The organism is Geodermatophilus sp. SYSU D00867, from assembly GCF_054050315.1.
The window spans coordinates 1-25,933 of sequence record NZ_JBJGZC010000033.1 but is presented as its reverse complement, the minus strand read 5'-3'; the positions used below and the strand labels follow the sequence as shown (position 1 = coordinate 25,933).

Sequence of the window (25,933 nt, the reverse complement as noted above, 5' to 3'; positions counted from 1 at the left end):
GGAGCAGCCCGTGACCGCGGACGCCCGGGCGGCGCGCCCGTCCTGGACCTTCCTCACCAACCACGGCCACGTGCTCCTCGCCGTGGCCGCCGACCCCGACGCGCGGGTCGTCGACGTGGCGGCCCGGGTGGGTGTCACCCCCCGGGCGGCCCTGGGGATCCTCCGCGACCTCGAGGAGGGCGGGTACCTGACGCGCCACCGGCACGGCCGGCGCACCCGCTACGAGATCCGGCCGCACCAGCACTTCCGGCACCCCGCCACGGCCGCGTACGAGGTGGACGCGCTGCTCGCCGTCTTCGCCCGGGACCAAGGTCCGCCGCCGGGGGGACGTCCGGCGGCGGACCCGCGCCCGGGCTCCGGCGGAGGGTGACGGGGTGGTCGCCGGCCTCGACGGGTCGCCGGTCGTCCTCGGCTGCGTGCCCCGGGCCCGGTGCCCCGTCGTCGTGGCGCACCCGCGGCAGGTGCCGGCCGGGACGACGGTCTGAGGAGGCGCGGGTGCGGGCCTGGGTGGTCGGGACGCCGGCGCCGGTGGACGCGGGACCGCTGCGCCGGGTGGAGCGCGAGCCGCCCGTCCCCGGCCCGGGGCAGGTCCGGGTCGCCGTCCGCTGCTGCGGCGTGTGCCGCACCGACCTGCACCTGGCCGAGGGCGACCTGCCGCCGCGGCGGCCGGGCGTCGTCCCCGGGCACGAGGTCGTCGGCCGCGTCGACGCGCTCGGCCCCGGGGCGGCCCGCTTCGCACCCGGCGACCGGGTCGGCGTCCCGTGGCTCGGCCGCACCGACGGCAGCTGCCGGTTCTGCCGCCGCGGCGACGAGAACCTGTGCACCGACCCGCGGTTCACCGGCTGGGACCTCGACGGCGGCTACGCCGAGGCCTGCCTGGTCGACGAGCGCTTCGCCCACCGGCTGCCCGAGGGCCTCGACGACGAGGCGGCCGCGCCGCTGCTGTGCGCCGGGATCATCGGCTGGCGGGCGCTGCGCTGCGCCGCGGTCCCGCCCGGCGGCCGGCTGGGGGTCTACGGCTTCGGCGGCAGCGCCCACCTGACGGCGCAGGTCGCGCTGGCGCAGGGGATGCGGGTGCACGTGCTGACCCGCGGCGCCGCCAACCGGGCGCTGGCGCGGGAGCTCGGGGTGGACTCCGTCGGCGGCCCGGCCGACCCGCCGCCGGAGCCGCTGGACGGCGCGGTGCTGTTCGCGCCGGCCGGGGAGCTGGTGCCGGTCGCGCTGCGCGCCCTGGACCGCGGCGGCACGCTCGCCGTCGCTGGCATCTGGCTGTCCGACGTGCCGCCGCTGTCCTACGCCGGCGAGCTGTTCCAGGAGCGCCGGCTGCGCAGCGTCACCGCCAACACCCGCCGCGACGCCGAGGAGTTCCTCGTCCTCGCCGCCCGGCTGGGGGTGCGCGCGACCACGACCGCCTACGCCCTCGACGACGCCCCGCGCGCGCTGGCCGACCTCGCGCACGGCCGCTTCGCCGGGGCCGCGGTGCTGCACGTCTGACGCGCCGCGGCCCGGGGGTCAGGGCAGCCGGAAGCGGTCGGCCCACAGGGGCCCGACCTCGGCCCACTCGCGCTCCCAGGCCCGGTCGCGCGCCCGGCCGGTCCAGGCGCAGACCGAGGCGTGCGCGACCGCCGCCGTGGCCAGCCCGAGCAGCAGGGTCAGCACGCCGCTGGTCACGCTGACCACGGCGACGTCGGTGGCCTCGATCGGCGGGCCGGCGCGCCCGCCGCCCGGACCGGTCCACACCGGCACCGTGGCCCCGGCCGGGGTCCCCGGCGCGACCGGCACCGTGTCCTCGCGGGTGCCGCCGTCCGGGGCCTCCCACCGCGCCGGCGCGGTCGCCCGCAGCGACGTCGGGGAGCCGGGCAGCACCTCCGCGTCCTCGAGGACCACCGCGGGCACCTGCTGCCGCTGCGCGGCCTGGCGATCGGCCAGCGCGCCGGTGTCCGACGCCACCACGCTGCCCACCGCCAGCGCCACCGGCACCACCGCGACGGCCAGCAGGACGCTCGCGAGGCAGGAGACCAGCTCCACCCGGTCGGCCGTGCGGGCGCGCGGGGCGAGGCCGCGCCGCACCAGCGCGCGCAGGTACCCCGGCGGCGGGGCGGCGTCGGGGGGCACGGGTCACCTCGCCGGCGCGACGGCGGCCCGGCGCCGGCGGGCGTCGTCGGGTCGCGGCGGGGGAGGGGCCGGCACGACGAGCACGGGGCAGCGCGCGTGCCCCGCGACCGCCTCGACGAGGGCCGGGCCGGCCGGGGTGCGCGGCCGCCCGAGGACCAGCAGCCCGGCGTCCCGGGACAGGCGCACGAGCGCCGGGGCGGGGTCCCCCTCGCGGACGTCGACGGTCACCGGCACCGCCGGCCAGCCCTCGTGCACCCGGGCGGCGTGCGTCTCGACGAGCCGGCGCTCGGCCTCGGCGACGGCCGCCGGGACCGCCGCCCCGCCGAGGGCGCCCCCGCCGGGCCACGCGTGCACCACGCGCAGCGGGCAGCCCCGCGTGCCGGCCTCGAGGGCCGCCGCGGCGAGCACCGCCGTCGTCCCGGCCGTGCCCTCCACGCCGGCCACGACCTCGCTGCCCCCGGTGGCGCCCGGGGGCACGGCGAGCACGGGGCAGGCCGCGGACGCGAGCAGGTCCCGGGCGACGGGGCCCAGCCCACCGGCCGCGGGACCCGTGCCGAGGACCAGCACCGCCGCCCCGGCGGACTCCTCGCGCAGCACCCCGGACGCGGGACCGGTGCGCACGACGGTCCGCACCGGGGTGGCGGGGGCGCGGGCGGTGAGGTCGCGGCGCAGCACGTCCAGCCGCGCGAGCGCGCGGTGCCACGGACCGTCGTGGGCGCGGCCGGGGTCGTGCGCGCCCTCCACCGCGGCCACCAGCTGCAGAGGGCGCAGCTCGCGGTGCGCCCGGTCGGCGGCGGCCGCCGCCACCACCGGCGCGGAGCGGTCGGGACCGACCGCGGCCACGACCGGGGCCAGCCGGGAGGTCACACCCACGTCGTCCCCCCGTGGCCGTCGGGGACCGGGCGGCGGGGCGTCGGCGCCGGGACCGGGGCCCGGCCGGTGCGCAGCACCACCTGGGGGTGCGCGTCCCAGCTGAGCGCCGAGCGCAGCTGGGTGCGGGTCACCGGGACCTCGACGAGCCGGGGGAGCGGCTCGCCTCCCCAGCCGCGGGCGGTGAGCTCCAGCAGCACCCGCTCCAGGGCCTCGCCGCAGCGCAGCCACGCGCGCAGGTCGTCGCGGTGCGTCGCGAGCACCACGAGGGTCCGGTCGGTGTCCGGGGCGGGGCCGCGGCCGGCCTGCTGCGCGAGCCGGGCGACCAGGCGCAGGTGCTCCTCGCGGGTGACCGGGACGAGCACCGTCTCCTCCGCGGCGGCCGCGGCGACCAGGAGCCGGAGCACGTCCTCGGGGACGCGGTCGGCCTCGAGCCGCCGGGGGTCGGCGTGGCCCCGGCGCACGGCGGGGGCGAGGGCGGCCAGCACCGGGTCCGGCGGCCCGTCGACCGGGCGGAGGACGGCCACCACCCCCGGGTCGGTGGGGTCGGGCAGCCGGTCGACGCGGACGGCGGACCCGGCCGCGGCCAGCGCGACCCGGGCGTCGAACAGGGCCGCACCCACGCTCCGCGCCCGGGCCCGGCCGACGGGGTCCGGGACCGCGAGCTGCCGGGGGAGGTCGGCGACCAGCTCCAGCCGGCCGGGGTGCAGCACGGCGCGCCAGGGCCGGGTGCCGTGCACGGAGGGGGCCCGCCCGGCGGCGTCCGTGGCCGCCTCCAGCGGAGGGCGCGGGACCCGGGGAGGCGGCAGGTCCGGGAGGGCGGCGCGGCGGGCCATGGTGCGGCTCCTCGGGACGGTCGTCCCCCCGAGCCTGGCCCGTGCGGGCGCCGCCGTCCGGGGCCCGCGGTCCCCGGGACCACCGACCAACGTCCCCGCGGCCGACCCGCCTTCGCCCGTGTCCCCGCGGCGGCCCGGGGGGCGAGGCTCCGGACGGCCGCCTGCGCCGGGGAGACGACCCCGGGCCGCCGCGGCGGTGCGGAGGAGGTGCGTCGTGAGCGAGCACGTGTCCCCGGGGGCGGGACCGCCGCCCCCCGCCTACCCGGTGCGGGTCGACGGGGTCCTGGACCCGCCGCTGTCCCGCGGGCTCTGGCTGGTCAAGTGGCTGCTGCTGGTACCGCACCTCGTGGTGCTGGTGTTCCTGTGGGCGGCGGTGGGCGTCGTCACCGTCGTCGCGTTCTTCGCGGTCCTGGTGACCGCGCGCTACCCGCGGCCGCTGTTCGACTTCACCGTGGGCGTGCTGCGCTGGACCTGGCGGGTCCAGCACTACGGCTACTCCGCGCTGGGCACCGACCGGTACCCGCCGTTCACCCTGGCCGACGTGCCCGGGCACCCGGCCCGGCTGGACGTCGTGTACCCGGAGCGGATGGCCCGAGGCCTGGTGCTGGTCAAGTGGCTGCTGGCGCTGCCGCACTACCTCGTGCTGGCGGTGTTCGTCGGCGGCGGGCTCTGGTTCGGCACGGGCGACTGGGACGGCGACGGCGTCTGGAGCGAGGGGTGGGCGGCCGGTGGCCTGGTCGCGCTGCTGGTCCTCGTGGCCGGCGTCGTCCTGCTCGTCACCGGCCGTTATCCCCAACCACTGTACGACTTCGTCCTCGGCATGGACCGGTGGTCCCTGCGGGTGACGGGCTACGTCCTGCTGCTGACCGACGCCTATCCGCCCTTCCGGTTCGACATGGGCGGGACGGACCCCGCCGCGCTGCCGGCGCCGGCCGCGGCGCCGCCGGTCCCCGCCGGGCAGGCGCCTCCCGCGGGCGCGACGGCGGTCCCCGTCGCCGCGCCGGCGACCAGCCGCTGGACGGCCGGGCCGGTCGTGGCCGTGGTCGCCGGCGCGCTGCTCGTCACCGCCGCGACCGGCCTGCTCGCCGCCGGGGGCAGCCTGCTGTGGGCCGACACCACGCAGCGCGACGGCGGCTTCGTGACCTCGGAGCCGGCGGCCGTCGACACCGCCGGCCACGCCGCCGTCAGCCAGGGGCTCCTGCTGCAGGGCGACGGGACCGACTGGGTGGTCGACGAGCTGCTGGGCACCGCGCGGGTGCAGGCCACCGCCACCGGACCCGACGACGAGCTGTTCCTGGGCCTGGCCCGCACCGCCGACGTCGACCGGTACCTGGGCGGCGTCGCCCGCGCGGAGGTCGAGCCGGCCGAGTCGGGCTGGTGGTCCGGGGACGAGTGGGCGTGGGCCGTCGACGCGGAGGCGGGCGGGTCGCCGCCGGTCCCGCCGGAGGAGGCGGGCATCTGGGCCGCCTCGGCCGTCGGCACGGGGTCGGTGACGCTGGACTGGCGGCCGGACGAGGGCGACTGGACCGTCGTGCTCATGCGGACCGACGGCGGCGCCGGCATCGAGGCCGACGTCCGGGTCGGCGCCACCCTGCCCGGGCTGACCTGGGTCTCCGTGTCGCTGCTGGCGGTGGGCGCGCTGCTGCTCGGCGGCGGCGTGCTGCTCGTCGCGCTCGGGGCGCACCGGGCCCGGCCGCTGCCGCCGTCCGGCCCGGTGCCGGCCGCGGGGCCGCCGGTCCTGCCCCGCCCGCGCGGTGCCGAGCCGGAGCCGACGCCGACCCGCACCCGGCAGGACTGAGTGCGCACGGCGACGCCCCCGCCGGGCTGCCGGCGGGGGCGTCGTCCGGGAGCCGGCGGTGGGGGGCGCCGGAGGTCGCCGGGAGGGCCGCTCGGCGGCGGCGCCCCCACAGGAACCCGGCCGCGGGACCCACCCGGTCGACGGCGGTGACCGCCGCCCGCACCGCCCGGCGGCCGTCGACCCGGTCGGGGCGGCGGCGCGCGAGGTCGGCCCACGCGGCGACGGCCAGGGACACCTGCACCGAGGCGAGGCCGTGGAGCACGCCCCGCTCCCGAGGGGTCGGCCCGGTCCGGCCCCGCGCCCGCTCCCGGCTCGTGGACGTCGTGGCGGCCTCCTCGCCGGGCGCGTCCCGGCCGGCACGGCACCCGCGGGGTCCCGTGCCGGCCGGTCGCCCGCCCGGTGGCCGGGCGGGCGCCTCACACCCCCGTCGTCCGGCGGCCGACGGCGGCCCGCACCGGGCCGAGGGCGATGGCCAGGCCGACGGCGGCGCTGACCGCGTGCAGCCAGTTGTCGGCGGCGTTGATCGCCAGGAAGTCCCAGGTCTCCCCGATGGCGATCAGCCCGTACACCAGGGCGGCGCCGTAGCCGACGGCGAGCAGCCACCCGTAGGTGCGCGCGAGGGGCAGGGAGCGGGCCAGGGCCAGGCCCGCGACCCCGATGGCCAGGTGGACCAGGTTGTGCAGCGGGTTGACCTCGAAGCCGAGCAGCTCGTCGCCGGTGTGGGCGGCGAAGTCCTCGAAGCCGGTCACGAACCAGCCGGCGACGCCGGCGATCGTGTAGACGGCACCGACGACCAGGGCGGCGACCTGCGGCCACGTCCAGGCCCCGGCTGTGCCGGCGGTGCGGTCTCGTGCGGACATGGGGTGCCTCCTCGGGACGTCCGCGGTGAGGTCCCCAGTGCGCCGCCGTCCGCGGGCGGGGCGGAAGGGGAGCAGGTCACCGGGAGCGGGGACCTCGGTCGCCGCGCGGGCGGTGCCGGAGGTCCCCGGGCACGCGGGGCGCCGGGGACGCGCCGGGTCCCGGGCGCCGACGCGCCGGTCCTCCAGCGCGACGCGCCGGTTCCGGTGCGACGCCGTGCGGCGACCCGGTGACATCCGGGGGCTCCGTGCACCAGCCTGAGCGAGCGGACCCGGGGGACATCCTGAGCACGCGGATGGGCGGGTGACAGTCAGTGGCAGACCTGACGATCGAACGGGCGTCCGGGGGCCTCGACGACGGCTCCGCGCCCCCTCCTCCGGCCCAGCAGCGGCCGTCCGGTCCGCCCCCGGTCCCCTCCGGCGGGGTCGCGCTCGCCCGCCTGCTCGCCCTCGCCCGGCTCACCTCGCCGCAGGCCCTCGAGCTGTCCACCGGCGTGCTGGAGCAGGCGGCGCAGCTGCCGGTGCCGGACACCGGGGCCGGCGGCCGCGCGCTCCTCGACCGGCTCGCGGTCGGGACCGACGGGCAGGTGGCCCTCCACCCCTCCGCGGCACCGGCCGGTCCGGCCGTCGCCGCGGTCCTCGCCGACGTCGCGGCCACCGCCCGGTCCCGTCCCGGCGCGGCGGAGGCCGAGGACCCGCTGCTGGACGCGGTCGACGCGGCGGTGGCGGCCCTGCCGGACGCCGGCGTCCCTCCGGTCGCGCGGCGGGTCGCCGAGGCCGCCGCGGCGATCGACCGCGGCGCCGTCCGCGCCGAGCTCGGCGCGCTGGTGCGGTCCATCGCGGCGGGCGGGCCGGTGGGCGCGGCCGCGTCGGCCGCCGTCCGCGGCACCGTGTCGCGCCCGGTCCGGCGCGAGGGGTCCCGCAGGGCGCGGCGGGTCGGGGCGTGGCTGCTCTCGGTCGTCGTGCTCACCGCGGCGGTCACGGCGGAGGTCGTCCTGCTGCGGGACGAGATCGCCGCCGACGTCGAGGTGCTCCTCGACGCCGGGCGCAGCGGCGTCGAGCCGACCGCGGAGCCCGAGACCGACGGCGTGCCGATCCCCGCGCCGGCCCCGGCCGCGGCCGGCAGCGTGACCGCGGTCGACCTGCGCGGCCTCGACGCGTGCGAGCCGGGGCAGCCCTGCACCGTGCGGGTGCAGGTGCGGCTGGTCCCCGGGACCGCGGAGCAGCGGGTGACCTGGTCCTACCTGCTCGTCGACCGCTGCACCGGCGACAGCTCCACCGCGCCGGGCGGCACGGTCGCCGTCCCGCCGGGAGGGGAGCGGGCCGAGGCCCTCGGCGTCGTCGCGCTGCCGCCCCTGCCGGCCGTCGCGGTCCTGGCCGTCACCGACGCGCCCGCGACCGCGGCCTCCGCGCCGCTGTCCGTGGGCTCCTGCCCACCCGAGCTCCGCACCCGCTGACCCGACGGGAGTGCCCGCATGCGCTACACGGTGCCCGCCGGCCCGCCGGACGACGCCGCGAGCAGTCCCCGGGCGACCCGGCGGTGGAGCCGGCGCCAGCGCCGCGTGCTGTGGGCCGTCCCGGAGGGCTCCCCGCTGGAGCCGGGCGGGCTGCCGGCCGGCGACGGCGGGCGGGGCCGGACCCGGGAGGAGCGCCGGGAACGCCGCAGCGCGCTGTTCGACCTCCTGGCCGTGGTCGCCGCCCTCGCGCTGGTCGGGCTGGGGCTGGCCAACCTGTACCTGATCGGCGCGCACGAGCTCGCGCTGCGCCAGGGCCTGATCGCCGCCGGGGGTGTGCTCGCCCTCGCGGTGTTCTGGCGGGTCCGCGTCCGGTACCTCGGCGTGCTGGGCTGGGTGTCCTACGCCGCGGCCGTCGTCTTCCTCGTCGGCGTCCTCACGGTCGGGGTGACGGTCAAGGGCGCCACCCGCTGGTTCGTCCTCGGCGCGGTCACCTTCCAGCCCTCCGAGCTGGCCAAGCTCGGGCTGCTGCTGGTCCTCGCCGCGGTCCTCGGCTCCGGACGGTCGGCCTGGCGGCGCTTCGGCCCGGCCGTGCTGCTGGCCGCCGTGCCCATCGGGCTGACGCTGATGCAGCCCGACCTCAGCACGACGGCGCTGCTCACCGTCCTCACCGCGTCGATGCTCGTCCTCGGCCGGGTGCCGGCGCGCTTCCTGCTGCCGCTGGGCGCCGCGGCCGTCGTCTCCGCGCCGCTGATGATCAGCCTGATGCAGCCCTACCAGCTGCAGCGCCTGGGCACCTTCCTGGTCGGCGCCCACGAGTCGCCCACCGGCTCGGGCTGGGCGCTGCGGCAGGCGCACATCGCGGTGGCCTCCGGCGGGCTGACCGGGCGGGCCGACGACCCGCTCCGCGAGCTGCGCGCCCAGTACCTGCCCGAAGGACAGACCGACCTCGCGCCGGCCAGCCTGGTCGGCCAGTGGGGCCTGCTCGCGGGCGCCGGGGTCGTGGTCGCCGTCGTCGTCCTCGTGTGGCGGCTAGCGCTGGCCGCCCGCCGGGCGCGCACGCCGCAGGCCGCGCTGGTCGGCGGCGGGCTGGCGATCCTCATGGGCGTCGAGACCGTCGTCTCGGTGGGCGCGAACCTCGGGCTGCTGCCCCTGGCCGGCGTCCCGTTCCCGCTGCTCAGCTACGGCGGGACGGCGCTGGTCGTGCACCTGGCCGCGATCGGCGTCGTGCTGGGCGTCCGCCGGGACAGCGCCCGCCGGCGGCTGTGGGCGGCGCCGGGCCGGCGCAACCCGCGCCCGCGGCTGCTCCGGCTGGCCGCGGCCGCCCTCTCGGCGCTGCTCGTCGCCTTCGGGCTCTACGGCTGGCGGATGCAGGTCACCCGGGGCGAGGAGCTCACGCTCGCCGGCGAGGAGCAGATGACCCGCTGCATCCGGCTGCCCGCCCCCCGCGGCGCCATCACCGACCGGCACGACGCGCCCCTGGCCGTCGACGCCGCGGCCGCCGGCACCGGCGCCGACCGGGTGCTCGCGGTGCCCGCCCTCGTGCGCGACGACGCCGCGGCCGTCGAGCGGCTCGCCGTCCTGACCGCCCGCCCGCCCGCCGAGCTGCAGGCGCAGCTGGACGCGGCGGAGGCCACCACGCTGTCGCTGCCGGTGGCCGAGGTGCCCCGGGCCGTCGGCGACACGATCGCCGCCGCCGGGATCACCGGCGTGGTCGTCGTCCCGGAGCCCCGCCGGTGGTACCCGGAGGGCGCGCTGCTCGGCCCGGTCCTCGGCTTCGTCGGCGTGGCCACGCCCGAGGCGGAGGAGCGCTGGCCCGGCCTGCCCAACGGCGAGGTCGTCGGCCGGGCCGGCCTGGAGCTGGAGTACGACGCGGTGCTGCGCGGCACCAACGGGCGGCAGTGCGTGTACGTGGACCCGGCGGGCGTGCCCGTCGCGCTCGCCGGCCGCGTCGAGCCCGTGCCCGGTGCCGACCTGCGGCTGGCGATCGACCTGGGCCTGCAGCGGCAGCTCGACGCCGGCCTGGCCGCCGCCCTGCGCGCCCAGCCCCGGCCGCAGGGCAAGATCGGCGCCGCCGTCGCCATGGACCCCCGCACCGGGCACGTGCTGGCGATCGCCAGCGCCCCGTCGTTCGACAACAACCTCTACGGCCCGCCGGCCGACTCCGCCGCGCTGGAGGCGCTCGCGTCGGCGCCGGGGTCACCGACGCTCGAGCACGTCACGCAGGCGGTCGCGCCGCCCGGGTCGACGTTCAAGCTCGTCGTCGCCGCGGCCAACCAGGCCCACCGGGTGTGGGACCCCGACCAGGTGGTCCCGACCGGGGGCAGCTACACCTACGGCGGGCACACCTTCGGCAACTGGCGGCCGATGGGGCCGATGGACCTGCGTGAGTCGATCGCCATCTCCAACGACGTCTACTTCTACAAGCTCGCCGTCGCGCTCGGCCCCGAGGCGATGATCGACACCGCGCAGTCGCTCGGCGTCGGCCGGCGCACCGGCATCGACCTGCCCGGCGAGTCCGCCGGGTACCTCGGCACGCCGGAGTCCGTGGAGGCCGACGGCGGCACCTGGTACGGCGGGTCCACCGTCATCCTCGGCATCGGCCAGGGCGAGATCACGGTGACGCCGCTGCAGAACGCCCGGTGGACCGCCGCGCTCAGCACCGGGTCCCTGGTCACACCGCGGCTGGGCATGTCGATCGGGACGCAAGGGTCGCACACCGCCGTCCCCACGCCGGCCCCGACACCGCTGCCGTACGCCGCCGAGCTGGGCCCGGTCCGCGAGGGCATGCGCGACGCCGTCACCAGCGGCACCGCGATCCGGCTGGCGGACCTGCCGGCCCCGGTCGGCGGCAAGACCGGCACGGCCCAGGACGGCGGGCTGCGCGACGACGAGTACGACAACTGGCTGACCGTCGCCGCCCCGATGGACGCCCCGGAGATCGTCGTGACGGCGATGGTGCAGGGGCCGGGGACGGGCGCCAACAACGCCAAGGACGTCGTGTCCGCGGGCCTGCGCCACTACCTGGACCACCGGGCCGACGTCCTCGCGACCGAGCCGGTGCAGGCCCCGTGACCGGCCGCGCCTGAGGGTCAGCGGCGGCCGTAGGCCGACAGCAGCGCCCGGTTGCGCAGCGCCCGGGCGGCGCCGTCGGCGACGCAGGTCAGCGGCTCCTCGGCCGGCTTGACCGGCAGGCCGAGGACCCGCTCGAGCTCCTGCGGGAGGCCGGGGACGAGGGAGGACCCGCCGAAGACGAGCACGCCCTCGCCCATGACGTCGGCGATGGCCTGCGGCGGGAGGTCGTCCAGGCAGGGCGCCAGGGTCCGCACGATGTCGTCGACGATCGGGCGCAGCGCCTCGCCGACCTCCGCCGCCGGGACGGTGGCCAGCCGCGGCCGGCCGGTGACGCCGTCCCGGCCCTGGACGACGAGCGGCTCGTCCCCGGCCGAGCAGAGCCGGACCTTGAGCGCCTCCGCCTCGAGGTCGCCGACCAGCAGCTGGTGCTGCTCGCGCAGGAACCGGGCGACGGCCAGCGTCATCTCCTCCCCGCCGGTCTTGCTGGTCCGGGAGGCGAGCACGCCGCCGTAGCAGAACGCGACGGCCTCGGCCCGCCCGCCGCCGACGTCGACGACCATGTGCACCCGCCGCTCCAGCGGGTCGAGGCCGCAGCCGACGGCGCCGGCGACCGCCTCGTCCAGCGCGGTCACCGGCCGGATGCCCGCCTCCTCGGCGGCCTCCAGCAGCGCGCGGTGCTCCAGGGAGCTGGACCCGACGGGCACGGTGACCACCGCGCGGACGGGCATCCGCCACAGCCGCTGGCCCGCCGCCCGCAGCACCGCGCGCAGGTAGGTCCGGGTGGTCTCGAGGTCGGTGACCACGCCGTCGTCGAGGGGGCGCACCGCGGCGTACCGGGACGGCGCGCGGCCGAGCAGGTCGGCGGCCTCCCGGCCGACGGCCAGCACCCGGTCCCGGCGGCCGCTGCCGCGGCGCACGAGCATGACGGTGGGTTCGTCGTAGAGGATCCCGCGGCGCACGTCGCTCACGACGGTGGTGGCGGTGCCGAGATCGATCCCGAGCTCCACGCGGTGCCTCCTGACCCCCGGGGTGCCCGGCCAGTCTGGCGGCGGGCCCGGGTCCGGTCCAGATGCCCCGGCGCGTCCCGACGGAGGTCCTGCCGACCGGAGGGCCTGCCGACCGGAGGTCCCGCCGACCGCGGACCTCCGGCCCGTGCCGGAGGTCCCGGTCCCCTCTACCCTGCCTGCGTGCCGGGGACTGGGGAGCCCGACGGGACCGCCGGGCGCGAGGCGCCGGCCGCCCCGCCGCCCCCTGCCGCGCCCCCTGTGACGCCCCCGGCGACGCCCCCCGCCGCGGCCGACGGCGCGGCACCCGGCCGGTGGGGTGTCGAGCCGCCCTGGCTGCGCCGGGTCCTGCTCCTGGTGCTGCTCGCCGCCGCCGCCTACCAGGTGGCGGCCTGGTCGTTCACCCACCTCCGGAGCTTCCTCGGCCTGGTGTTCCTCGCCTGGATGTTCTCGATCAGCATCGAGCCGGCCGTGCACGCCCTCACCCGCCGGGGGCTGCGCCGGGGAGCCGCCACCGGCCTGGTGATGCTCGTCGTCGTGCTCCTCGGGATCGGCATGGTGGCCGCGTTCGGCACCCTGCTGGTCGACCAGCTCGCCGGGCTGGTCACCTCGCTGCCGGACGTCGTCCGCAGCCTGGTGGAGGCGGTCAACCGGAGCTTCGGCACGCAGCTGCAGGCGGCCGACGTCGTCGACTCCCTCCGGCTCACGCCCGAGCGGGTCCAGCAGGTCGTCGAGGACCTCACGCCGGGCGTCGTCGGCTTCGTGACGACGGTGATCGGCGCGATCTTCCAGACGCTGACGTTCCTGCTGTTCGCCTTCTACATGTCCGCGCAGGCACCCGCCCTGCGGGACACCGTCTCCCGCCGCTTCCCGCCCCGCCAGCAGCGGGTCATCGCCACCGTGTGGGAGATCGCGGTGGAGAAGACCGGCGGCTTCGTGTTCTCCCGGTTCCTGCTGGCCCTGCTCAGCGCGTTCGTCACCGCGGTCTTCCTGGCGGTCCTGGGGGTGCCGTTCTGGCTGCCGCTCGCGCTGTGGACCGGCCTGGTGTCGCAGTTCATCCCCACCGTGGGGACCTACCTCGCGATCGGCCTGCCGGCGGTCGTGGCCCTGGCCGGCCAGCCGTCGGACGCCCTGTGGGTCGTCCTGTTCGGCGTGGCCTACCAGCAGGTGGAGAACTACCTCATCGGGCCGCGGATCACCGCGCGCACGGTGCACGTGCACCCGGCGGTCGCGCTCGGCTCGGTCATCGTCGGGGTGAGCCTGCTCGGGCCGATGGGCGCGCTGGTCGCCATCCCGGTCGTGGCCGCCGTCGAGTCGGTGGTGGAGACCTACGGGCGGCGCTACGAGCTGGTCGTGGACGAGGTCCCGGTGGTGCACCGCCCGAGGGGGCAGTGGTGGCGGGTGCGGAGGGAACCGCGCTGACCGCGCGCGGTCAGGCGGGCACGACGTCGTCGAGCCAGTCGAGGACCCGCTCGTTGCGGAGGCCGGCCGCGGCCGGCTCGCAGTGCCCGTCGGCGCCCTCCTCGGCGGTGAAGGGCAGCAGCGTCACCGGGCAGGTCAGCGCCTCGGCCAGGCGGGCGGACTGGCCGGGCCAGAACTGCTCGTGCTCGGGGTCGGTGACCAGCACCGGGCAGCGGACGGCCGCGATCTGCTCCGGGGTGAGCCGGTACGCCCGGGCGGCGGTGAACAGGTCGAACGGCGAGCTCACCCCGTAGGGCCGCATCCGCCACTGCAGCATCGTGCGGGTGGCGGGGGACAGGCGCAGCGCCCAGCCCATCTCGCGGTCGAACGCCTCCCGGTCGCCGGCGTCGAGCAGCCGCACCAGGTGCGCGGGCAGCTGGGCGAGCATGGTGCTGGAGACGTCGACGACGCCCGGGTCGGCGACGCCGGCCGCGACCCGGTGCTCGGAGGCCAGCGCCCGCGGCACCCAGTACCCGCCCTGGCTGACCCCCATGACGGCGATCCGGGCGGGGTCGACGTCGGCCCGCGCGACGAGCGCGTCGACGACGGGGGTGAGGACGTGCTCCCAGTCGGGCCGGAACGGCAGCCCCTGCCGCACCAGGGCGGCGTTCTGGCCGGGGCCGTCGTAGGTCACCGCGGTCCAGCCGCGGGCCAGCGCGTCGGCGATCGCGCGGGTCCAGGCGCTGACCGCCGAGCCGTCGCTGCCGTTGGTGTGCACCAGGGTGCGGCGCGGTTCTCCGGGCGGGCCCGGGCGGAAGAGGTAGCCGGGCAGGGTGGTGCCCTCGTAGGGGATCTCCAGCCGCTCGACGGCGACGTCGCCGACGGCGGCGGTGAGGTCGGCGAACCGGTCCCAGGCGTCGCGGTGGCGCTCCCACAGGGGCACGAACTCCCCGGTGGCGTCGCCCCGGTCCGACGCCGTCGACCAGTAGGCCGCGGCCCGCAGCCAGCGCGCGGCCGCGCTGCGCAGGTGACCGGCCGCCTCGGCGTCGCGGGCCAGTCCGGCCAGCCGCTCCGCGGTGGCGCTCCACTGCGCCACCCAGGCGCGGGCGTCGCCGTCCGGGACGCGGGCGACGGTGGCCAGCACCTCCCCGACGTCGGCGGCCCGGGCCCAGGTCCCGCCCAGGACGTCCTCGACGGCGAACTGGACGTCGGCGTGCTTGGAGAAGGAGTACACGTCCCACCGTGCCGGTCCCCGCTCCAACGGTGCTCCAAGCCGCCCGGGGACCTCACCCCGTGGCGACGCGGGGTGCGGGTGGGCCGGCCAGCGTCGGGTCCGCCGCGAGGATCCGGCGGTGCAGGCCGCGCAGCTCCGCGCCGGGCTCCAGGCCCAGCTCGTCGAGGAGCATCGCGCGGACCTGCCGGTAGCTGCGCAGCGCCTCCTCGGCGCGGCCGAGGCGGTGCTGGGCGAGCATGCGCAGCGCCCACAGGCGCTCCCGCAGCGGCGTCTGGGCCAGGGACGACCCGAGCTCCAGCAGCGCCCGCTGCGGGGCACCGGCGGCGATCAGCGCCTCGGCCAGCACCTCGCGCACCTGGTCGCGGAGCTCCTCGACGCGGGCGACGTCGGGGGCGGCCCACGGCCGGTCGGCCACGGTGGGCCAGGGCCGCCCGCGCCAGAGCCCGAGGGCCTGCTCGGCGGCCGCGGCGGCCTCGTGCGGCCGCCCGGCCGGCAGCAGGGCCGCCGCCGCGGCGGCCAGGCGCGCGAACCGGCGCGAGTCGACGGACTCCGGGTCGGCGACCAGCCGGTAGCCGCCCGGCTCGCGCACCAGCACCGCCGACGGCGCCCCGGGCGGGCGGCCGGGCTCGAGCGCCCGGCGCAGCCGCCAGACGTGGGAGTCGAGGGTCGACGACGACCGCCCCGGGGAGCGCTCACCCCACATCGCGTCGCCCAGCGCGTCGGCGGGGACCGGCCGTCCGGCGTGCACCAGCAGCAGCGACAGCGCCGCGTGCAGCCGCGCGCCGCCCAGCGCGACCGGTGTCCCCCCGCGCAGCACCTCGAGCGGGCCCAGGTCGTGGAAGGACAGCTGAGGGGAGGTGGTGCCGGGCACGGTCGGCCTCCTCGCGTGCGGCCCCCGTGCCGTCGTCGGCCGCGGGCGGGCGACCCCGCCGCGGCAGCGCACGGCTCCCGAGCGGAACGCCCCCGCGCCGCTGCCCTGCGTACCGCATCGGCGCCCGCGCTGGTAGGGCTCGCGGGACGGTCGGTCAGCCGGTCGCGGGGGTGCCCGGGGCCGCCGCGGCCGGCGTGGACCGCGGCACGGCGGTGAACAGGTCGACCAGGCCGTCCCAGCGGTTGCGCCGGCCCGGCGGGAACCGCCGCAGCGCGCGCCGCGCGCGGGAGCCGTCCGGCGGGTAGCGGCGCCGGGCCCACGGGGAGGTGGGCCGGGCCAGCCGCACCGCGCCGACGAGCGCGACCAGCGGCACGAACACCCCCACCACGCCGAGCACGACGCGGCCCTTGAGGACGGCGACCAGCGCGAACACCAGGTTGACCGCGACGGTCAGGGCGATCGCGACCTCGCTGTCGGCGTCGTCGGCGTCGAACGGGTTGGCGCCGGCCAGGAGCAGCACGCCGACCACCAGCGCGATGAGCACCGCGTCCACCGAGCTGCGGCCCTCCCGGGACCAGTACACGTCCTCCAGGTGCAGCCACAGGGCGAACTCGTCGAGGGTCAGGGCCGCGCCGGCGCCGAAGAGCACGGCGACCAGCACGGCGCCGGCCCCCTCGGGGCGGTAGGTGAACTCGACGGTGCCGGTGCCCAGCAGCAGGAAGATCCCGTAGACCTCGTGGTGCAGGTGCACCCCGCCGACGCTGGCGTCCCGGAACGGCCCCCGGCCGAGGCGGATGGCGTGCGTGACGAAGCGGGTGACGAGGAACGTCACCAGGAAGCCCAGCACCAGCCAGGTGACGAGCTCGCGCCGGCCGCTGACCACCGGCAGGATCTCCAGTTCCAGCTCCACGGCACCTCCCGCGGGCGTGGGTGCGACGGTCCGCGATCCTGCCCCGCCCGGGAGCGCCGTGGGGCCCCCGCGGCAGCGGCCGGCGGATCACCGGGCCGCGGCCCCGGGGACGGGTGTGCGGGCGGCGGCGACGCGGAGCGCGTCGCCCAGGTGGGCCGCCAGGGCCGCGGGGTCCGCGGGGACGCTCGTGAACCCGACGTAGCCGTCGGGCCGGACGAGGACCAGCCCGTCGTCGCCGGTCCCGTACGTGCGGCCGACGACGTCGTGCGGGTCGACGACGGCACCGGCGACGGCGTCGGCGGCGTCGCGGACGACGGGCACCACGGTGCCGAGGTCGCCCAGCGTGCCGCGGAGGGCGGCGAGCACGCCGGCGTCGCCGGTGCGGACCAGCAGCAGGTGCCCGGGGCGCCGCAGCAGGTCGCCGATCCGGACCGGGCTCCCGTCCGCGTCCAGGAGGCCGGCCGGGTCCGGCGCGTGCCGGCCGGGGCGGGCGGCGCGGGCCACCGCCCGGCCGGCGGAGCCCACGACCGGGCTGCCGGGGTAGGCGACCGTCAGCTCCGCCAGCCGGGCCGCCGCGGCACTCCTCAGCCGCGGCACGCGCCCCGCGGCGGACAGCACGGCGTTGCGCACCGCCGCCGGGGCGCCGGTCAGGGTGCCCGCGGCGGTCAGCGCGGTCGTCTCCCGGATCACCGCCGCACCGACGGGCCGGCGCTCGGCGTCGTAGGAGTCCAGCAGGGCGGCGCCGGCGCGGCCCCGCGCCACGAGGGCGAGCCGCCAGGCGAGCCCGGCGGCGTCCTGCATGCCGGTGTTCATGCCCTGCCCGCCGGCCGGGCTGTGGACGTGCGCCGCGTCGCCGGCGAGCAGGACGCGGCCGTGGCGGTAGCGGGGCACCTGCCCGTGGTGGACCTCGAAGAAGGTGAGCCAGCGGGCCCGGTGCACCGCGACCCGGCCCTCCATCCGCCGGTCGGCCAGCGCCTGCACGAGCTCGAGGGTGGGGGAGACCCCCTCGGCGGGCGGGGCGACGAGGAACATCAGCCGCACGCGCTCCCCGGGCAGCGGGAACAGGCCCGAGATGCCCTCCGGGGAGGCGAACAGCCGCACGGTGTCCGGCGGGAGGTCGGTGTCGGCGTCGACGTCGGCGAAGACGAAGTGCCGGCCGGTGAAGGTGCCCGCGAGGGCCGTGCCGACCGCCTTGCGGGTCGGGCTGTGCGCGCCGTCGGCGGCCACGACCCACCCGACGCGGACCCGCTCCTCCGACGTCGCGCCGCGCAGCGTGACGTCGACCCCGTCGGCGTCCTGGGTGAGGCCGGCCATCCCGACCCCGCGCTCGACCGTCACCCCCAGTTCCGCGGCCCGGGCGGCGAGCGCGGCCTCGGTGTCGGACTGCGGCACGTCCAGCGCCCACGGGTGGCGGGTGGGCAGGCCGCCGAGCGGGAGGTGCACGAGCGGGCGGCCCCCGGCGCGGATCTCCACCGCGCCGATGCGGCGGGCGGCCGCGTCGATCCGGTCCAGCGCGCCGAGCGCGGCCAGCATCTCCTGGCTGCGCGGGTGCAGCAGCACGGCGCGCGACTGGTCGGTCGGCTGCTCGAGCGGGTCGACGATGCGCGGCCGCAGGCCCTGGCGGGCCAGCTCGCAGGCCGCGACGAGACCAACGGGGCCGGCCCCGACGACGAGCACGTCCTCCATGGCGCCTCCCGCCCGGGTGGTCCCCGGGACCGCCGCCCGGGGCGGCCAGGGTCCCGGGCCGCGCTCCAAGGAGGCTCCAACGCGGAAGCCGCGGGTCAGCCGGTGGCGGGCAGGTGCACGAGGTCGAGGACGGCGCGGGCGGCGCTGCCGGGCGGCGCGACGAGGGTCAGCGCGTGGCCGTGCCCGGCGAGCTGGTCGCGCACCCGGTGCAGCACCTGCACGCCGGCGCTGGCGAGCAGCGTCACCTCGCTGAGGTCGACCGTCAGCGGCAGCACCCCGCCGCGGGAGGCCGCGGCCAGCTGCCGGGCCAGCGCCTCGACCGAGGTGACGTCCACCGGCCCGGACACCCGCAGCCGCACGTCGCGGGAGGCCGGCCCGCCGTCCCCACCGCCCGGCGCCTCGCCGACCAGGACGCCGTCGCCCGGGACCCCGTCCCCGGAGGCGACGTCGACGGCGAACGGCGGGCGGGCGGCGGGCGCGGCGTCGCGGCCGACGCCGGAGCCGAGCATCGCCGGCCGGTGCAGCCGGTGCCGCAGCGTGACCACCGTGCCGGCGCCGGCCGGGCCCGCGCCGCGCAGCACGTGCAGGGAGTCGGTGAGCTGCTGGGCCATGAGCAGCCCCCGGCCGCGGTGGGTGGCCCCGGGGTCCGGGTCGCGCCAGCTGCCCTCGTCGGTGACGCGGCACTCCAGCACGCCGTCGGGCAGCAGGGCGGCGTCCACCCGCACCGGCCCGGGCAGCCCCGGCGGGTAGGCGTGGTCGACGGCGTTGGCGATGGCCTCCCACACCGCCAGCTCCACGGCGTCGCGGTCGTCGTCGGCCGGGTCGAGCTCGTCCAGCCAGGTGTCGACCGTGCGCCGCAGCCCGCGGATGCCGCCGCGGTCGGTGGTCGTCTCGGCGTGCAGCGGGGGCACCGGCTCCGGCAGGCGGTGGGCGGCGAGGGTGGTGACGTCGTCGTCGTAGCCGGTGCGGGTGAGCAGCTCGACGGTCAGCTGGCAGACCCGCTCGGCCGGGCCGGCGCCGGCGCCGAGGGGCGCCTGCCCGGTCGCGGCGTCGGCGGCGACCTTGGCCAGCTCCGCCATGCCGTCGGCGATGCTGCGGTGCGGCCGCTCGACCAGCCCGTCGCTGTAGAGGAGCACCAGCTCGCCGGGCGCCAGCGTGTCGCGCGACAGCGCCGGTGCGGTGCCGGGGACGCCGGTGCCCAGCGGCTCGCCGCCCAGGTCGGCGAGGAACCGGGTGGACCCGTCGGGGGCGACGACCACCGGCGGGGGCTGCCCGCAGCAGGCGTAGGCGAGGTCGCCGGTGTCCGGGTCGAGCACGACCAGGCCGACGGTGGTGGCGCGCAGCCGCGGGCTGCGCGCGGCGAACGCGTCCGCGCGGGCCAGCGCCCGGGCCGGCCCGGCGCCGGTGACCAGCGCGTCGGAGAGCACCGCCCGCAGCTGGCCCATCGCCGCCGACGCGGCGACCCCGTGCCCGACGACGTCGCCCACGACGAGCGCGACGCCGCCGCCGGGCAGCGGGATGGCGTCGAACCAGTCCCCGCCGGCCACCTGGTCGCGGTCGGCGACCAGGTACCGGGCGGCGATCCGGGCGCCGGGCAGCACCGGCAGGTCGGTGGGCAGCAGCGCCTCCTGCAGCGCGGTGACGACGTCGCGGGCGTCGCGCGCCCGCCGCTCGGCGTCGGCGGCCTGCTGCTGGGCGGCCTGCCGGGCCCGCACGGACTCGGTGACGTCGTAGGCGTAGGTGGCCACGCCGCTCACCCGCCCGTCGACGGCGCGCGTCGGCGCCAGGTGGAAGTCGAGCCAGACCTCCTGCAGCTCGCCGGTGCCGCCGAGGTCGACCTGCAGCCGCCACTCCCGCGCCACCCGGCTGCGGCCGGTGGCGTACACCTCATCGAGCAGCTCGAAGACGTGCTGCCCCGCCAGCTCCGGCAGCGCCGACCGGATCGGCGCCCCGATGAGCTCGTCCCGGCCGAAGAACGACCGCATCGCCGCGTTCGTGGCCACCACGGTGTGCTCGGGTCCGGCGTACACGGCGAGGATCAGCGGCACCTGGTCGAACGCGGTGCGGACGACGCCGGCGTCCCCGACCGTCCGCGCCAGCCGCTCCTCGTCGTCCGGTCCGGGGCCGTCGGCGGGCGCCCTCCTGGTCGCGTCGGCGTCTGCTCCGCCGTGGTCGGTCACGCGCACACCCATCGGAGTTCCGACCCGGGGCGGTTGCACCACGGGGCCCCGCGCTTACCCGGGCGGCGGCCCGGTTCACGCATCGGCCGGGTCCGTTCCGCGCGGGACGGGACCGAGCGCTCCGGACGGGTCAGGGCGTGCGGTCGGCCTCGGCGGAGGCGACGGCCTCCTCGCGGGTGGGGAACGGCCCCCCGGTCCGGCCGTCGGAGCGGCAGGTCCACCGGTAGCCGCCGGGGGTCTCCTCGACCAGGTACCCGTCCGGGTCGGCGGGGCCGTGGCCCGGGAGCGGGCGCGGATCGGTCGGGCGCTGGTCGGTCGGGCGCTGGTCGGTCGGGCGCTGGTCGGTCGGGCGCTGGTCGGTCGGGCGTCGATCGGTCACGTGAACACCAGGTTCCGGAAGCGGACCCCGGCGGACACGCTGCCGAGGTGGACGACGGGGACGGGGCGGGGCGAGGCGTCCGCGACGGTCACGGTCTCCCCGGCGGTGCCGGCGCGTACGACGAGGGCGGCGGGGGTGACGGTGATGCGGAGGGCGACGTAGGCGCCCATCCGCAGCGCCTCGCCCCCGGTCGAGGACGCCAGCCGGGTGGCGACGCCGTCGGCGACCCGGTGCACCTCCACGTCGCCGTCCGCGCGCAGGAGCACGCGGTAGCCGTCGACACCAGGGGACGACGGCGACGTCGGCAGGTGGGGGTGGTCGTCGGTGCTCAGCAGGACCGATCCGCAGGACGTGCGGCCGTCGGCGTGGCACTCGTCCATGCGGAGGTCGAGGTCCAGCGTGAACGCGGCCGGGTCCGGGGGCGCCAGGAAGCCCATGAGCGTGGAGGTGGCGGAGCCGGCGGAGCCCCACGAGGCGTCGTCGGGGTGGAAGCGGCCGCGGTCGGTGTCCGGTTGCATCCCCGGCAGCCAGACCTGCCGGGCGAACAGGTCCGACGGGCGACGGGCGGCGTCGCCCGCGAGGTACACGGGGTCGTCGGAGAAGATCGCGTCCACGCCGGCGGTGACCACGGTGTCCCGGTGGTGGCGGCGGTCGACGGTGTGACACGCCACCTCGATCCCGGCCGCGTGCGCCCGCGCGCAGACCGCCGGGGTGACCTGGCCGGCCTCCGGGCCGATCCAGCCGATGCCCTCGGCCGCGGCCCGGGCGACGTCGGTGCTGCCGAGCCAGATGACCTGCCAGCCCCGCGAGCGCGCCAGCCGGCAGTCGGTCAGCGAGTAGGACTGCAGCAGGACCGCCCCCGGGCGGATGCCGCGGCGGTCGAGCGCCCGGGTCATCGGGTCCATGGCGTCCGTGCCCTTGGCCTCGGCGCACAGCAGGACGCGGTTCCCGAACTCGGTGAGCACCTCGTCGAACAGCGGGGGCCGCAGCCCGTCGGGCCAGCCGCCGCCGAGGATCGCCGAGGCGTCGATCTCCAGCTGCTTCCAGGACACCGACGTGTGGTCGGCGACGTTGCCGCTGGAGGTGGTCATGCGGTCCACGGTGCCGTCGTGCATGACGCCGAGGCCGCCGTCGGCGAGGGTGGACACGTCCTGCTCGATGACCGGCAGCCCCTGGCCCACGGCGACCCGGTAGGCCTCCATCGTGTGCTCGGGCGCCTGCAGGGCCCCGCCGCGGTGGGCGATGACGAACGGCCGGCTCAGGTCGGCGAAGTCCACGCGGAACCCTAGGACCCCGGGCGCGGCCGTCGGGTGGTCGACGAGCTCGACGGTCACCCGTCCCGGCCGGTCCCGCCCCCACCGCGTGCCTGGCGGGACTCGTGCAGGCGGAGCCTGGCCAGCATGTCGCCGAACAGCAGCCGGGTGTCGACGTCGGTGTAGACCCGCCGGGTCCCACCCGCCGCCTCGGTCCACGTGCTCGACTCGTCGTCGAGCGCGGTGACCAGCACCGGCGGGCTGTCGCCGAGGGGCCAGACGCCGCCGAGCCGGATCCAGTCGGGCAGCGGGAGCTCGAGGAAGCGGGTCCACAGCCACCGGCCGACCCGGCCGCTGCCGGCGAGGTCGCGCTCGAGCTCGGCGACCGAGTAGGCGCAGCGCCGGTAGGTCTCCAGCGGGAACTGCCGGATCACCAGCTCGGGCCGGGCGAGGACGAGCTCGGCGGCCGCGGGGTCGGTGTCCCGGTTGTACTCGGCGGCCCCGGCCGCCCGCGCGCCGCCGACCCAGACCAGGGTCAGCCGGCCGGCGATGTCGGGGGCCTCCTGCAGCGCGGCCGCGACGTTGGTCAGCGGGCCGGCGCAGACGAGGAACAGCGGCAGGTCGTCGTCCCGGCGCGCCTCGGCCACGATCGCCGCCGAGGCCGCGGAGGTCGACGTGCCGTCGAACGGTCCCTCCGCGCCGGTGTGCACCGGCGGCCGGGACGGGCCGCCGACCAGGTCGACCAGCTCCCGGGCCAGCGCTGAGCCCCGTTCCGCCGTCGACCCCAGCGGGCCGAAGACCGGGTTGAGGAAGGAGCTGGTGACGGCGACCACCCGGTTGGTCGGGGACAGCAGGTGGTGGGCCAGCGCGACGAGGCCGTCGGGGTCCCCGGCCCAGTCGTTGTCGGCGACCACCCGGCACTGCTCGGCGAGGCGCAACCGTCCTCCGTGCTCCACCCGGGGCTCCTCCGGTCCGCCGCGGCGGGTCGCGCGGGCCGGTCCACCCTGCCCCGGGTGCCCGCCGGTGCCCCAGGCCCGTGCCGTTGAGCGGAACGCCGCCGTCCCGGGACGTCGGCCGGCGTCAGGTCCGGGCCGGCGCCTCGGACGGAGACGCGGCCGGTGCGGGCGGCACCTCCGGCTCGTCGAGGCGGTGCGCCAGCCGGCCGGGCCACCACATCCACCGGCCGACGTCGAGGGTCAGCGCGGTGACCAGCACCGACCGCACGACGATCGTGTCGAGCAGCACCCCGAGCGCCACCGCGATGCCCAGCTGCGTCAGGAAGGTCAGCGGCAGGGTGCCGAGCACCGCGAACGTCGCCGCGAGCACCAGCCCCGCTGAGGTGATCACGCCGCCGGTGGCGGCCAGCCCGACCAGCGCGGCCCGCCGGGTGCCGTGGTCGGCGGACTCCTCCCGCACGCGGGTCATCAGGAAGATGTTGTAGTCGATCCCGAGGGCGACGAGGAACACGAAGACGAACAGCGGGAACGAGCTGTCGGTCGCCTCCACGCCGAGGACCCAGCCGAAGACCAGGGCGCTCAGCCCCAGCGCGGCGCCGTAGGACAGCACCACCGTCGCGATGAGGACCAGCGGTGCGACCAGCGCCCGCAGCAGCAGGCCCAGGACGACGAGCACCACGAGCATGATCAGCGGGATCACGACGCGGTTGTCCCGCTGCGAGGCGGTCTGGACGTCGAGGTTGAGCGCCGTCGTCCCGCCGACCAGTGCCTGCCCGTCGCCGACGTCGTCGAGCGAGGTGCGCAGCTGCTCGACCGTGGCGGCGGCCGCCGCGCTGTCGAAGGGGTCGGCCAGCGAGGCCTCGAGCAGCGCGCCGTCCCCGACGACCTGCGGGGGAGCGACGGCGGCGATGCCGTCGTCCTCGGCCACGGCGGCGGCGACCGCGTCGGCGTCGTCCGCCGTCGTCACCACGACCACCGGGTTGCCGGCGACGGCGGGGAAGTGCTCCGCGGCGACCTCCTCGCCGGCGATCGACTCCGGCGTCCCGCGGAAGCCCTCGGCCTGGGTCAGGCCGCTCGGGTCCAGCCGGAACACGGCGAAGCAGGCGAGCAGCAGCAGCGCGCTGGTGACCATCCACGTGGCCCGGGGGCGCGGCCGGATCCAGGTCCCGACGCGGGCCCACCACCCGGTGGCGCTCGGCTCGGCGCTGCCGAAGGCCGGCCGCACCGGCCAGAACACCCACCGGCCGCAGATCACCAGCAGCGCCGGCAGCAGCGTCATGAGCACGACCAGGGTGACGGCGACGCCGATCGCGGCCACCGGCCCGAGGCCCGCGGTCGAGTTCATCTCCGCGGCGACCAGGCACAGCATGCCGAGGACCACCGTGCCGGCGCTGGCCACCACGGCCGGCCCGGCCCGGTGCACGGCCTCGGTCATGGCCTCGTGCCGGTCGGTGTGCAGCCGCAGCTCCTCCCGGTACCGGGCGACCAGCAGGAGGGCGTAGTCGGTCCCCGCGCCGACGACCAGGACGGTGAGGATGCTCGCGCTCTGGGCGTTGACCGTCAGGTCCGCGTGACGGGCCAGCAGGTAGACGACGGCCTGGGCGCAGACCAGCGCGATGACCGCCGAGAAGATCGGCAGGACCCACAGGACGGGGCTGCGGTAGGTCAGCAGCAGGATGACGATGACGACGCCGAGCGCGGCGAACAGCAGCGTGCCGTCGATCCCCGCGAAGGCCTCGGACGAGTCGGCGGCGTTGCCCGCGGGTCCGGTCACCCAGGTCCCGAGCCCGTCGGGTGCCTGTGACGCCTCGGCGCGGATGTCGTCGACGATCGGGGCGATGGCCTCCCACCCGTCCGGCCCGACGTCCAGGGGGACGACGAGCTGCACGGCCTGGCCGTCCTCGGCCGGTATCGGCCCCAGCACGCTGCCGGAGAGCGCGTCGAGCTCCCCGAAGGCGCGCACGTCCTCCTGGACGGCCGCGAGGTCCTCCGCGGTGAGGCCGGACGTCCGCTCGTAGACGACCACGGCCGGGATGAGGTCGGGGTTCGCGCCGAGCTCGCCCTGGAGCTCGAGCACCCGGGTGGACTCCGCGTCCTGCGGCAGCCAGGCGGCGATGTCGTTCTCCTGCTCCCCGGTGAGCCCGCCGGCGAGGGGAGCGGCCGCGGCGGCCAGCGCCACCCAGACGACGAGGACGACCCACTTCAGGCGCGGGGAACTGACACGGGACGCGTAGGACCTGCCCATGACCGGGCCCTCCGGGTGCACCGGGCCGGCGGACCCGGACGGGGACTGTCGGGCCGGACGCTAGTGACGGGCCCGGCGGCCCGTCAGCGACGTTGGTCCCCGGTGATCGCACCGGGCGGCCCTACCGGGCGTGTGCCTCGCACCCGTGACCGGCCCTTCGCCCGCCGTGGTCGCCGCTGGTCCGGGTACGTGCGGCACCGGACGCGCTGCGGCGCCGGCAGTGGGGGAGGACAGTCGCTCCTGTGACGGAGCCGGAGCAGACCCCCGACGTCGAGCAGCGGCTGGCGAGCGAGACCGATCCCGAGCGGCACCGCGCGCCGTCCGAGGGCGTGCCGCAAGACCTGTCCGACGACGACACGGAGGACGCCCCGCCCCCGTGACCGACCCCCGTGAACGGGTGTGGCCCGGGACTCACCGGACCCCCGTGCAGGACCCGTTCCGGGGCGTGTATGGTTCTTCCTGCACCGAGCGAGAACGGACCGGGCCGGAAGGCCCGGGAAACCGCCGGGAGGGCCCGTGGGGCCGGACCGTTGCGGAGCCGGTGTTACAGTGGGGACACCGCCTCGAACGAAGGCCTGGAAAGGCCGGGGTTCGAGCGCGTCCGCTCCTTGAGAACTCAACAGCGTGCCGAAAGTCAGTGCCAAGTAACAAACCCCCGGCGCTGCACCGTGTGGTGGAGCGCAGGGATTCCTTTGGTTGATGACATCGAGAGTGCTAGCTCTCGGTTCTCGGCCAGCGATTGAATGCATCTACGGAGAGTTTGATCCTGGCTCAGGACGAACGCTGGCGGCGTGCTTAACACATGCAAG

21 protein-coding genes and 1 rRNA gene are annotated in these 25,933 nt (G+C 78.2%); 8 read left to right on the top strand and 14 right to left on the bottom strand.

Annotated features, from left to right (window positions below; all coding sequences use genetic code 11):
* Positions 1-10: 10 nt before the first annotated feature.
* Both ACI8AK_RS22050 and ACI8AK_RS22045 read left to right on the top strand, forming a co-directional pair.
* Complete coding sequence (locus tag ACI8AK_RS22050) at positions 11-370, top strand: helix-turn-helix transcriptional regulator (protein ID WP_456958029.1); 360 nt, start codon at positions 11-13, stop codon at positions 368-370.
* A gap of 125 nt (positions 371-495) precedes the next feature.
* On the top strand, positions 496-1,494 hold the full coding sequence (locus ACI8AK_RS22045; RefSeq protein ID WP_456958027.1) for a zinc-dependent alcohol dehydrogenase family protein: 999 nt from the start codon (positions 496-498) through the stop codon (positions 1,492-1,494).
* An 18-nt stretch (positions 1,495-1,512) separates the two neighbouring features.
* Here ACI8AK_RS22045 and ACI8AK_RS22040 read toward each other — a convergent pair whose 3' ends face one another.
* The 3 genes from ACI8AK_RS22040 to ACI8AK_RS22030 are packed head-to-tail and all read right to left on the bottom strand — an operon-like array spanning position 1,513 to position 3,821.
* Complete coding sequence (locus ACI8AK_RS22040; protein WP_387993995.1) at positions 1,513-2,115, bottom strand: Rv1733c family protein; 603 nt, start codon at positions 2,113-2,115, stop codon at positions 1,513-1,515.
* 3 nt (positions 2,116-2,118) lie between these two features.
* Positions 2,119-2,982 (bottom strand): universal stress protein, encoded by an 864-nt coding sequence (locus tag ACI8AK_RS22035; protein ID WP_456958025.1) that lies wholly within the window; start codon positions 2,980-2,982, stop codon positions 2,119-2,121.
* The gene (locus ACI8AK_RS22030) at positions 2,979-3,821 is read right to left on the bottom strand and encodes a hypothetical protein (RefSeq protein WP_456958023.1); all 843 of its coding nucleotides are present in this window, start codon (positions 3,819-3,821) and stop codon (positions 2,979-2,981) included. Before ACI8AK_RS22030 ends, ACI8AK_RS22035 begins: the two co-directional genes overlap by 4 nt.
* A gap of 214 nt (positions 3,822-4,035) precedes the next feature.
* Here ACI8AK_RS22030 and ACI8AK_RS22025 point away from each other — a divergent pair, with 214 nt between their 5' ends.
* A complete protein-coding gene (locus tag ACI8AK_RS22025) occupies positions 4,036-5,619 on the top strand; it encodes a DUF4389 domain-containing protein (RefSeq protein ID WP_456958021.1) in 1,584 nt (527 codons plus the stop codon).
* 416 nt (positions 5,620-6,035) lie between these two features.
* Here ACI8AK_RS22025 and ACI8AK_RS22020 read toward each other — a convergent pair whose 3' ends face one another.
* Positions 6,036-6,479: a DUF4383 domain-containing protein gene (locus ACI8AK_RS22020; protein WP_387993984.1), complete on the bottom strand. Its 444-nt coding sequence runs from the start codon at positions 6,477-6,479 to the stop codon at positions 6,036-6,038.
* Between the two features lie 311 nt (positions 6,480-6,790).
* Between ACI8AK_RS22020 and ACI8AK_RS22015 the strand changes: the two genes are divergently transcribed.
* Entirely contained in the window at positions 6,791-7,933 is a 1,143-nt protein-coding gene (locus ACI8AK_RS22015; RefSeq protein ID WP_456903749.1) for a hypothetical protein, read from the top strand.
* A gap of 18 nt (positions 7,934-7,951) precedes the next feature.
* Entirely contained in the window at positions 7,952-11,005 is a 3,054-nt protein-coding gene (locus ACI8AK_RS22010) for an FtsW/RodA/SpoVE family cell cycle protein (RefSeq protein ID WP_456958019.1), read from the top strand.
* Positions 11,006-11,022: 17 nt separating this feature from the next.
* Here the strand turns inward: ACI8AK_RS22010 and ACI8AK_RS22005 are convergent, their stop codons facing one another.
* Positions 11,023-12,012 (bottom strand): rod shape-determining protein, encoded by a 990-nt coding sequence (locus ACI8AK_RS22005; protein WP_456903753.1) that lies wholly within the window; start codon positions 12,010-12,012, stop codon positions 11,023-11,025.
* Positions 12,013-12,192: 180 nt separating this feature from the next.
* On the opposite strand from ACI8AK_RS22005, the gene ACI8AK_RS22000 reads away from it, so the two are divergent.
* Positions 12,193-13,431, top strand: a complete 1,239-nt coding sequence (locus tag ACI8AK_RS22000) for an AI-2E family transporter (protein ID WP_456903755.1) — start codon at positions 12,193-12,195, stop codon at positions 13,429-13,431.
* Between the two features lie 10 nt (positions 13,432-13,441).
* Here the strand turns inward: ACI8AK_RS22000 and ACI8AK_RS21995 are convergent, their stop codons facing one another.
* The 9 genes from ACI8AK_RS21995 to ACI8AK_RS21955 form a co-directional block, all read right to left on the bottom strand.
* Positions 13,442-14,644, bottom strand: coding sequence for an alpha/beta hydrolase family protein (locus ACI8AK_RS21995; RefSeq protein WP_456903758.1), 1,203 nt, complete (start codon positions 14,642-14,644; stop codon positions 13,442-13,444).
* Positions 14,645-14,696: 52 nt separating this feature from the next.
* Positions 14,697-15,515 carry an AfsR/SARP family transcriptional regulator gene (locus ACI8AK_RS21990; protein WP_456903760.1) on the bottom strand — a complete coding sequence of 273 codons (819 nt, stop codon included), beginning with the start codon at positions 15,513-15,515 and terminating at the stop codon, positions 14,697-14,699.
* Between the two features lie 154 nt (positions 15,516-15,669).
* Positions 15,670-16,425 carry a hypothetical protein gene (locus ACI8AK_RS21985; protein ID WP_387993966.1) on the bottom strand — a complete coding sequence of 252 codons (756 nt, stop codon included), beginning with the start codon at positions 16,423-16,425 and terminating at the stop codon, positions 15,670-15,672.
* A gap of 87 nt (positions 16,426-16,512) precedes the next feature.
* Entirely contained in the window at positions 16,513-18,111 is a 1,599-nt protein-coding gene (locus ACI8AK_RS21980; protein WP_456958017.1) for an FAD-dependent monooxygenase, read from the bottom strand.
* A gap of 95 nt (positions 18,112-18,206) precedes the next feature.
* Positions 18,207-20,291: a SpoIIE family protein phosphatase gene (locus ACI8AK_RS21975; RefSeq protein ID WP_456903765.1), complete on the bottom strand. Its 2,085-nt coding sequence runs from the start codon at positions 20,289-20,291 to the stop codon at positions 18,207-18,209.
* Between the two features lie 130 nt (positions 20,292-20,421).
* Positions 20,422-20,670, bottom strand: a complete 249-nt coding sequence (locus tag ACI8AK_RS21970; RefSeq protein ID WP_456958015.1) for a hypothetical protein — start codon at positions 20,668-20,670, stop codon at positions 20,422-20,424.
* On the bottom strand, positions 20,667-21,947 hold the full coding sequence (locus ACI8AK_RS21965) for a glycerophosphodiester phosphodiesterase (RefSeq protein ID WP_456903769.1): 1,281 nt from the start codon (positions 21,945-21,947) through the stop codon (positions 20,667-20,669). Before ACI8AK_RS21965 ends, ACI8AK_RS21970 begins: the two co-directional genes overlap by 4 nt.
* Positions 21,948-22,000: 53 nt before the next feature.
* Positions 22,001-22,879 carry a nucleoside hydrolase gene (locus tag ACI8AK_RS21960; RefSeq protein WP_456958013.1) on the bottom strand — a complete coding sequence of 293 codons (879 nt, stop codon included), beginning with the start codon at positions 22,877-22,879 and terminating at the stop codon, positions 22,001-22,003.
* Positions 22,880-23,003: 124 nt separating this feature from the next.
* Positions 23,004-25,124, bottom strand: a complete 2,121-nt coding sequence (locus ACI8AK_RS21955) for an MMPL family transporter (protein WP_456958011.1) — start codon at positions 25,122-25,124, stop codon at positions 23,004-23,006.
* A 242-nt stretch (positions 25,125-25,366) separates the two neighbouring features.
* On the opposite strand from ACI8AK_RS21955, the gene ACI8AK_RS21950 reads away from it, so the two are divergent.
* Both ACI8AK_RS21950 and ACI8AK_RS21945 read left to right on the top strand, forming a co-directional pair.
* On the top strand, positions 25,367-25,504 hold the full coding sequence (locus ACI8AK_RS21950; protein ID WP_456958009.1) for a hypothetical protein: 138 nt from the start codon (positions 25,367-25,369) through the stop codon (positions 25,502-25,504).
* A 368-nt stretch (positions 25,505-25,872) separates the two neighbouring features.
* A 16S ribosomal RNA gene (locus ACI8AK_RS21945) occupies positions 25,873-25,933 on the top strand; the annotation flags it as partial.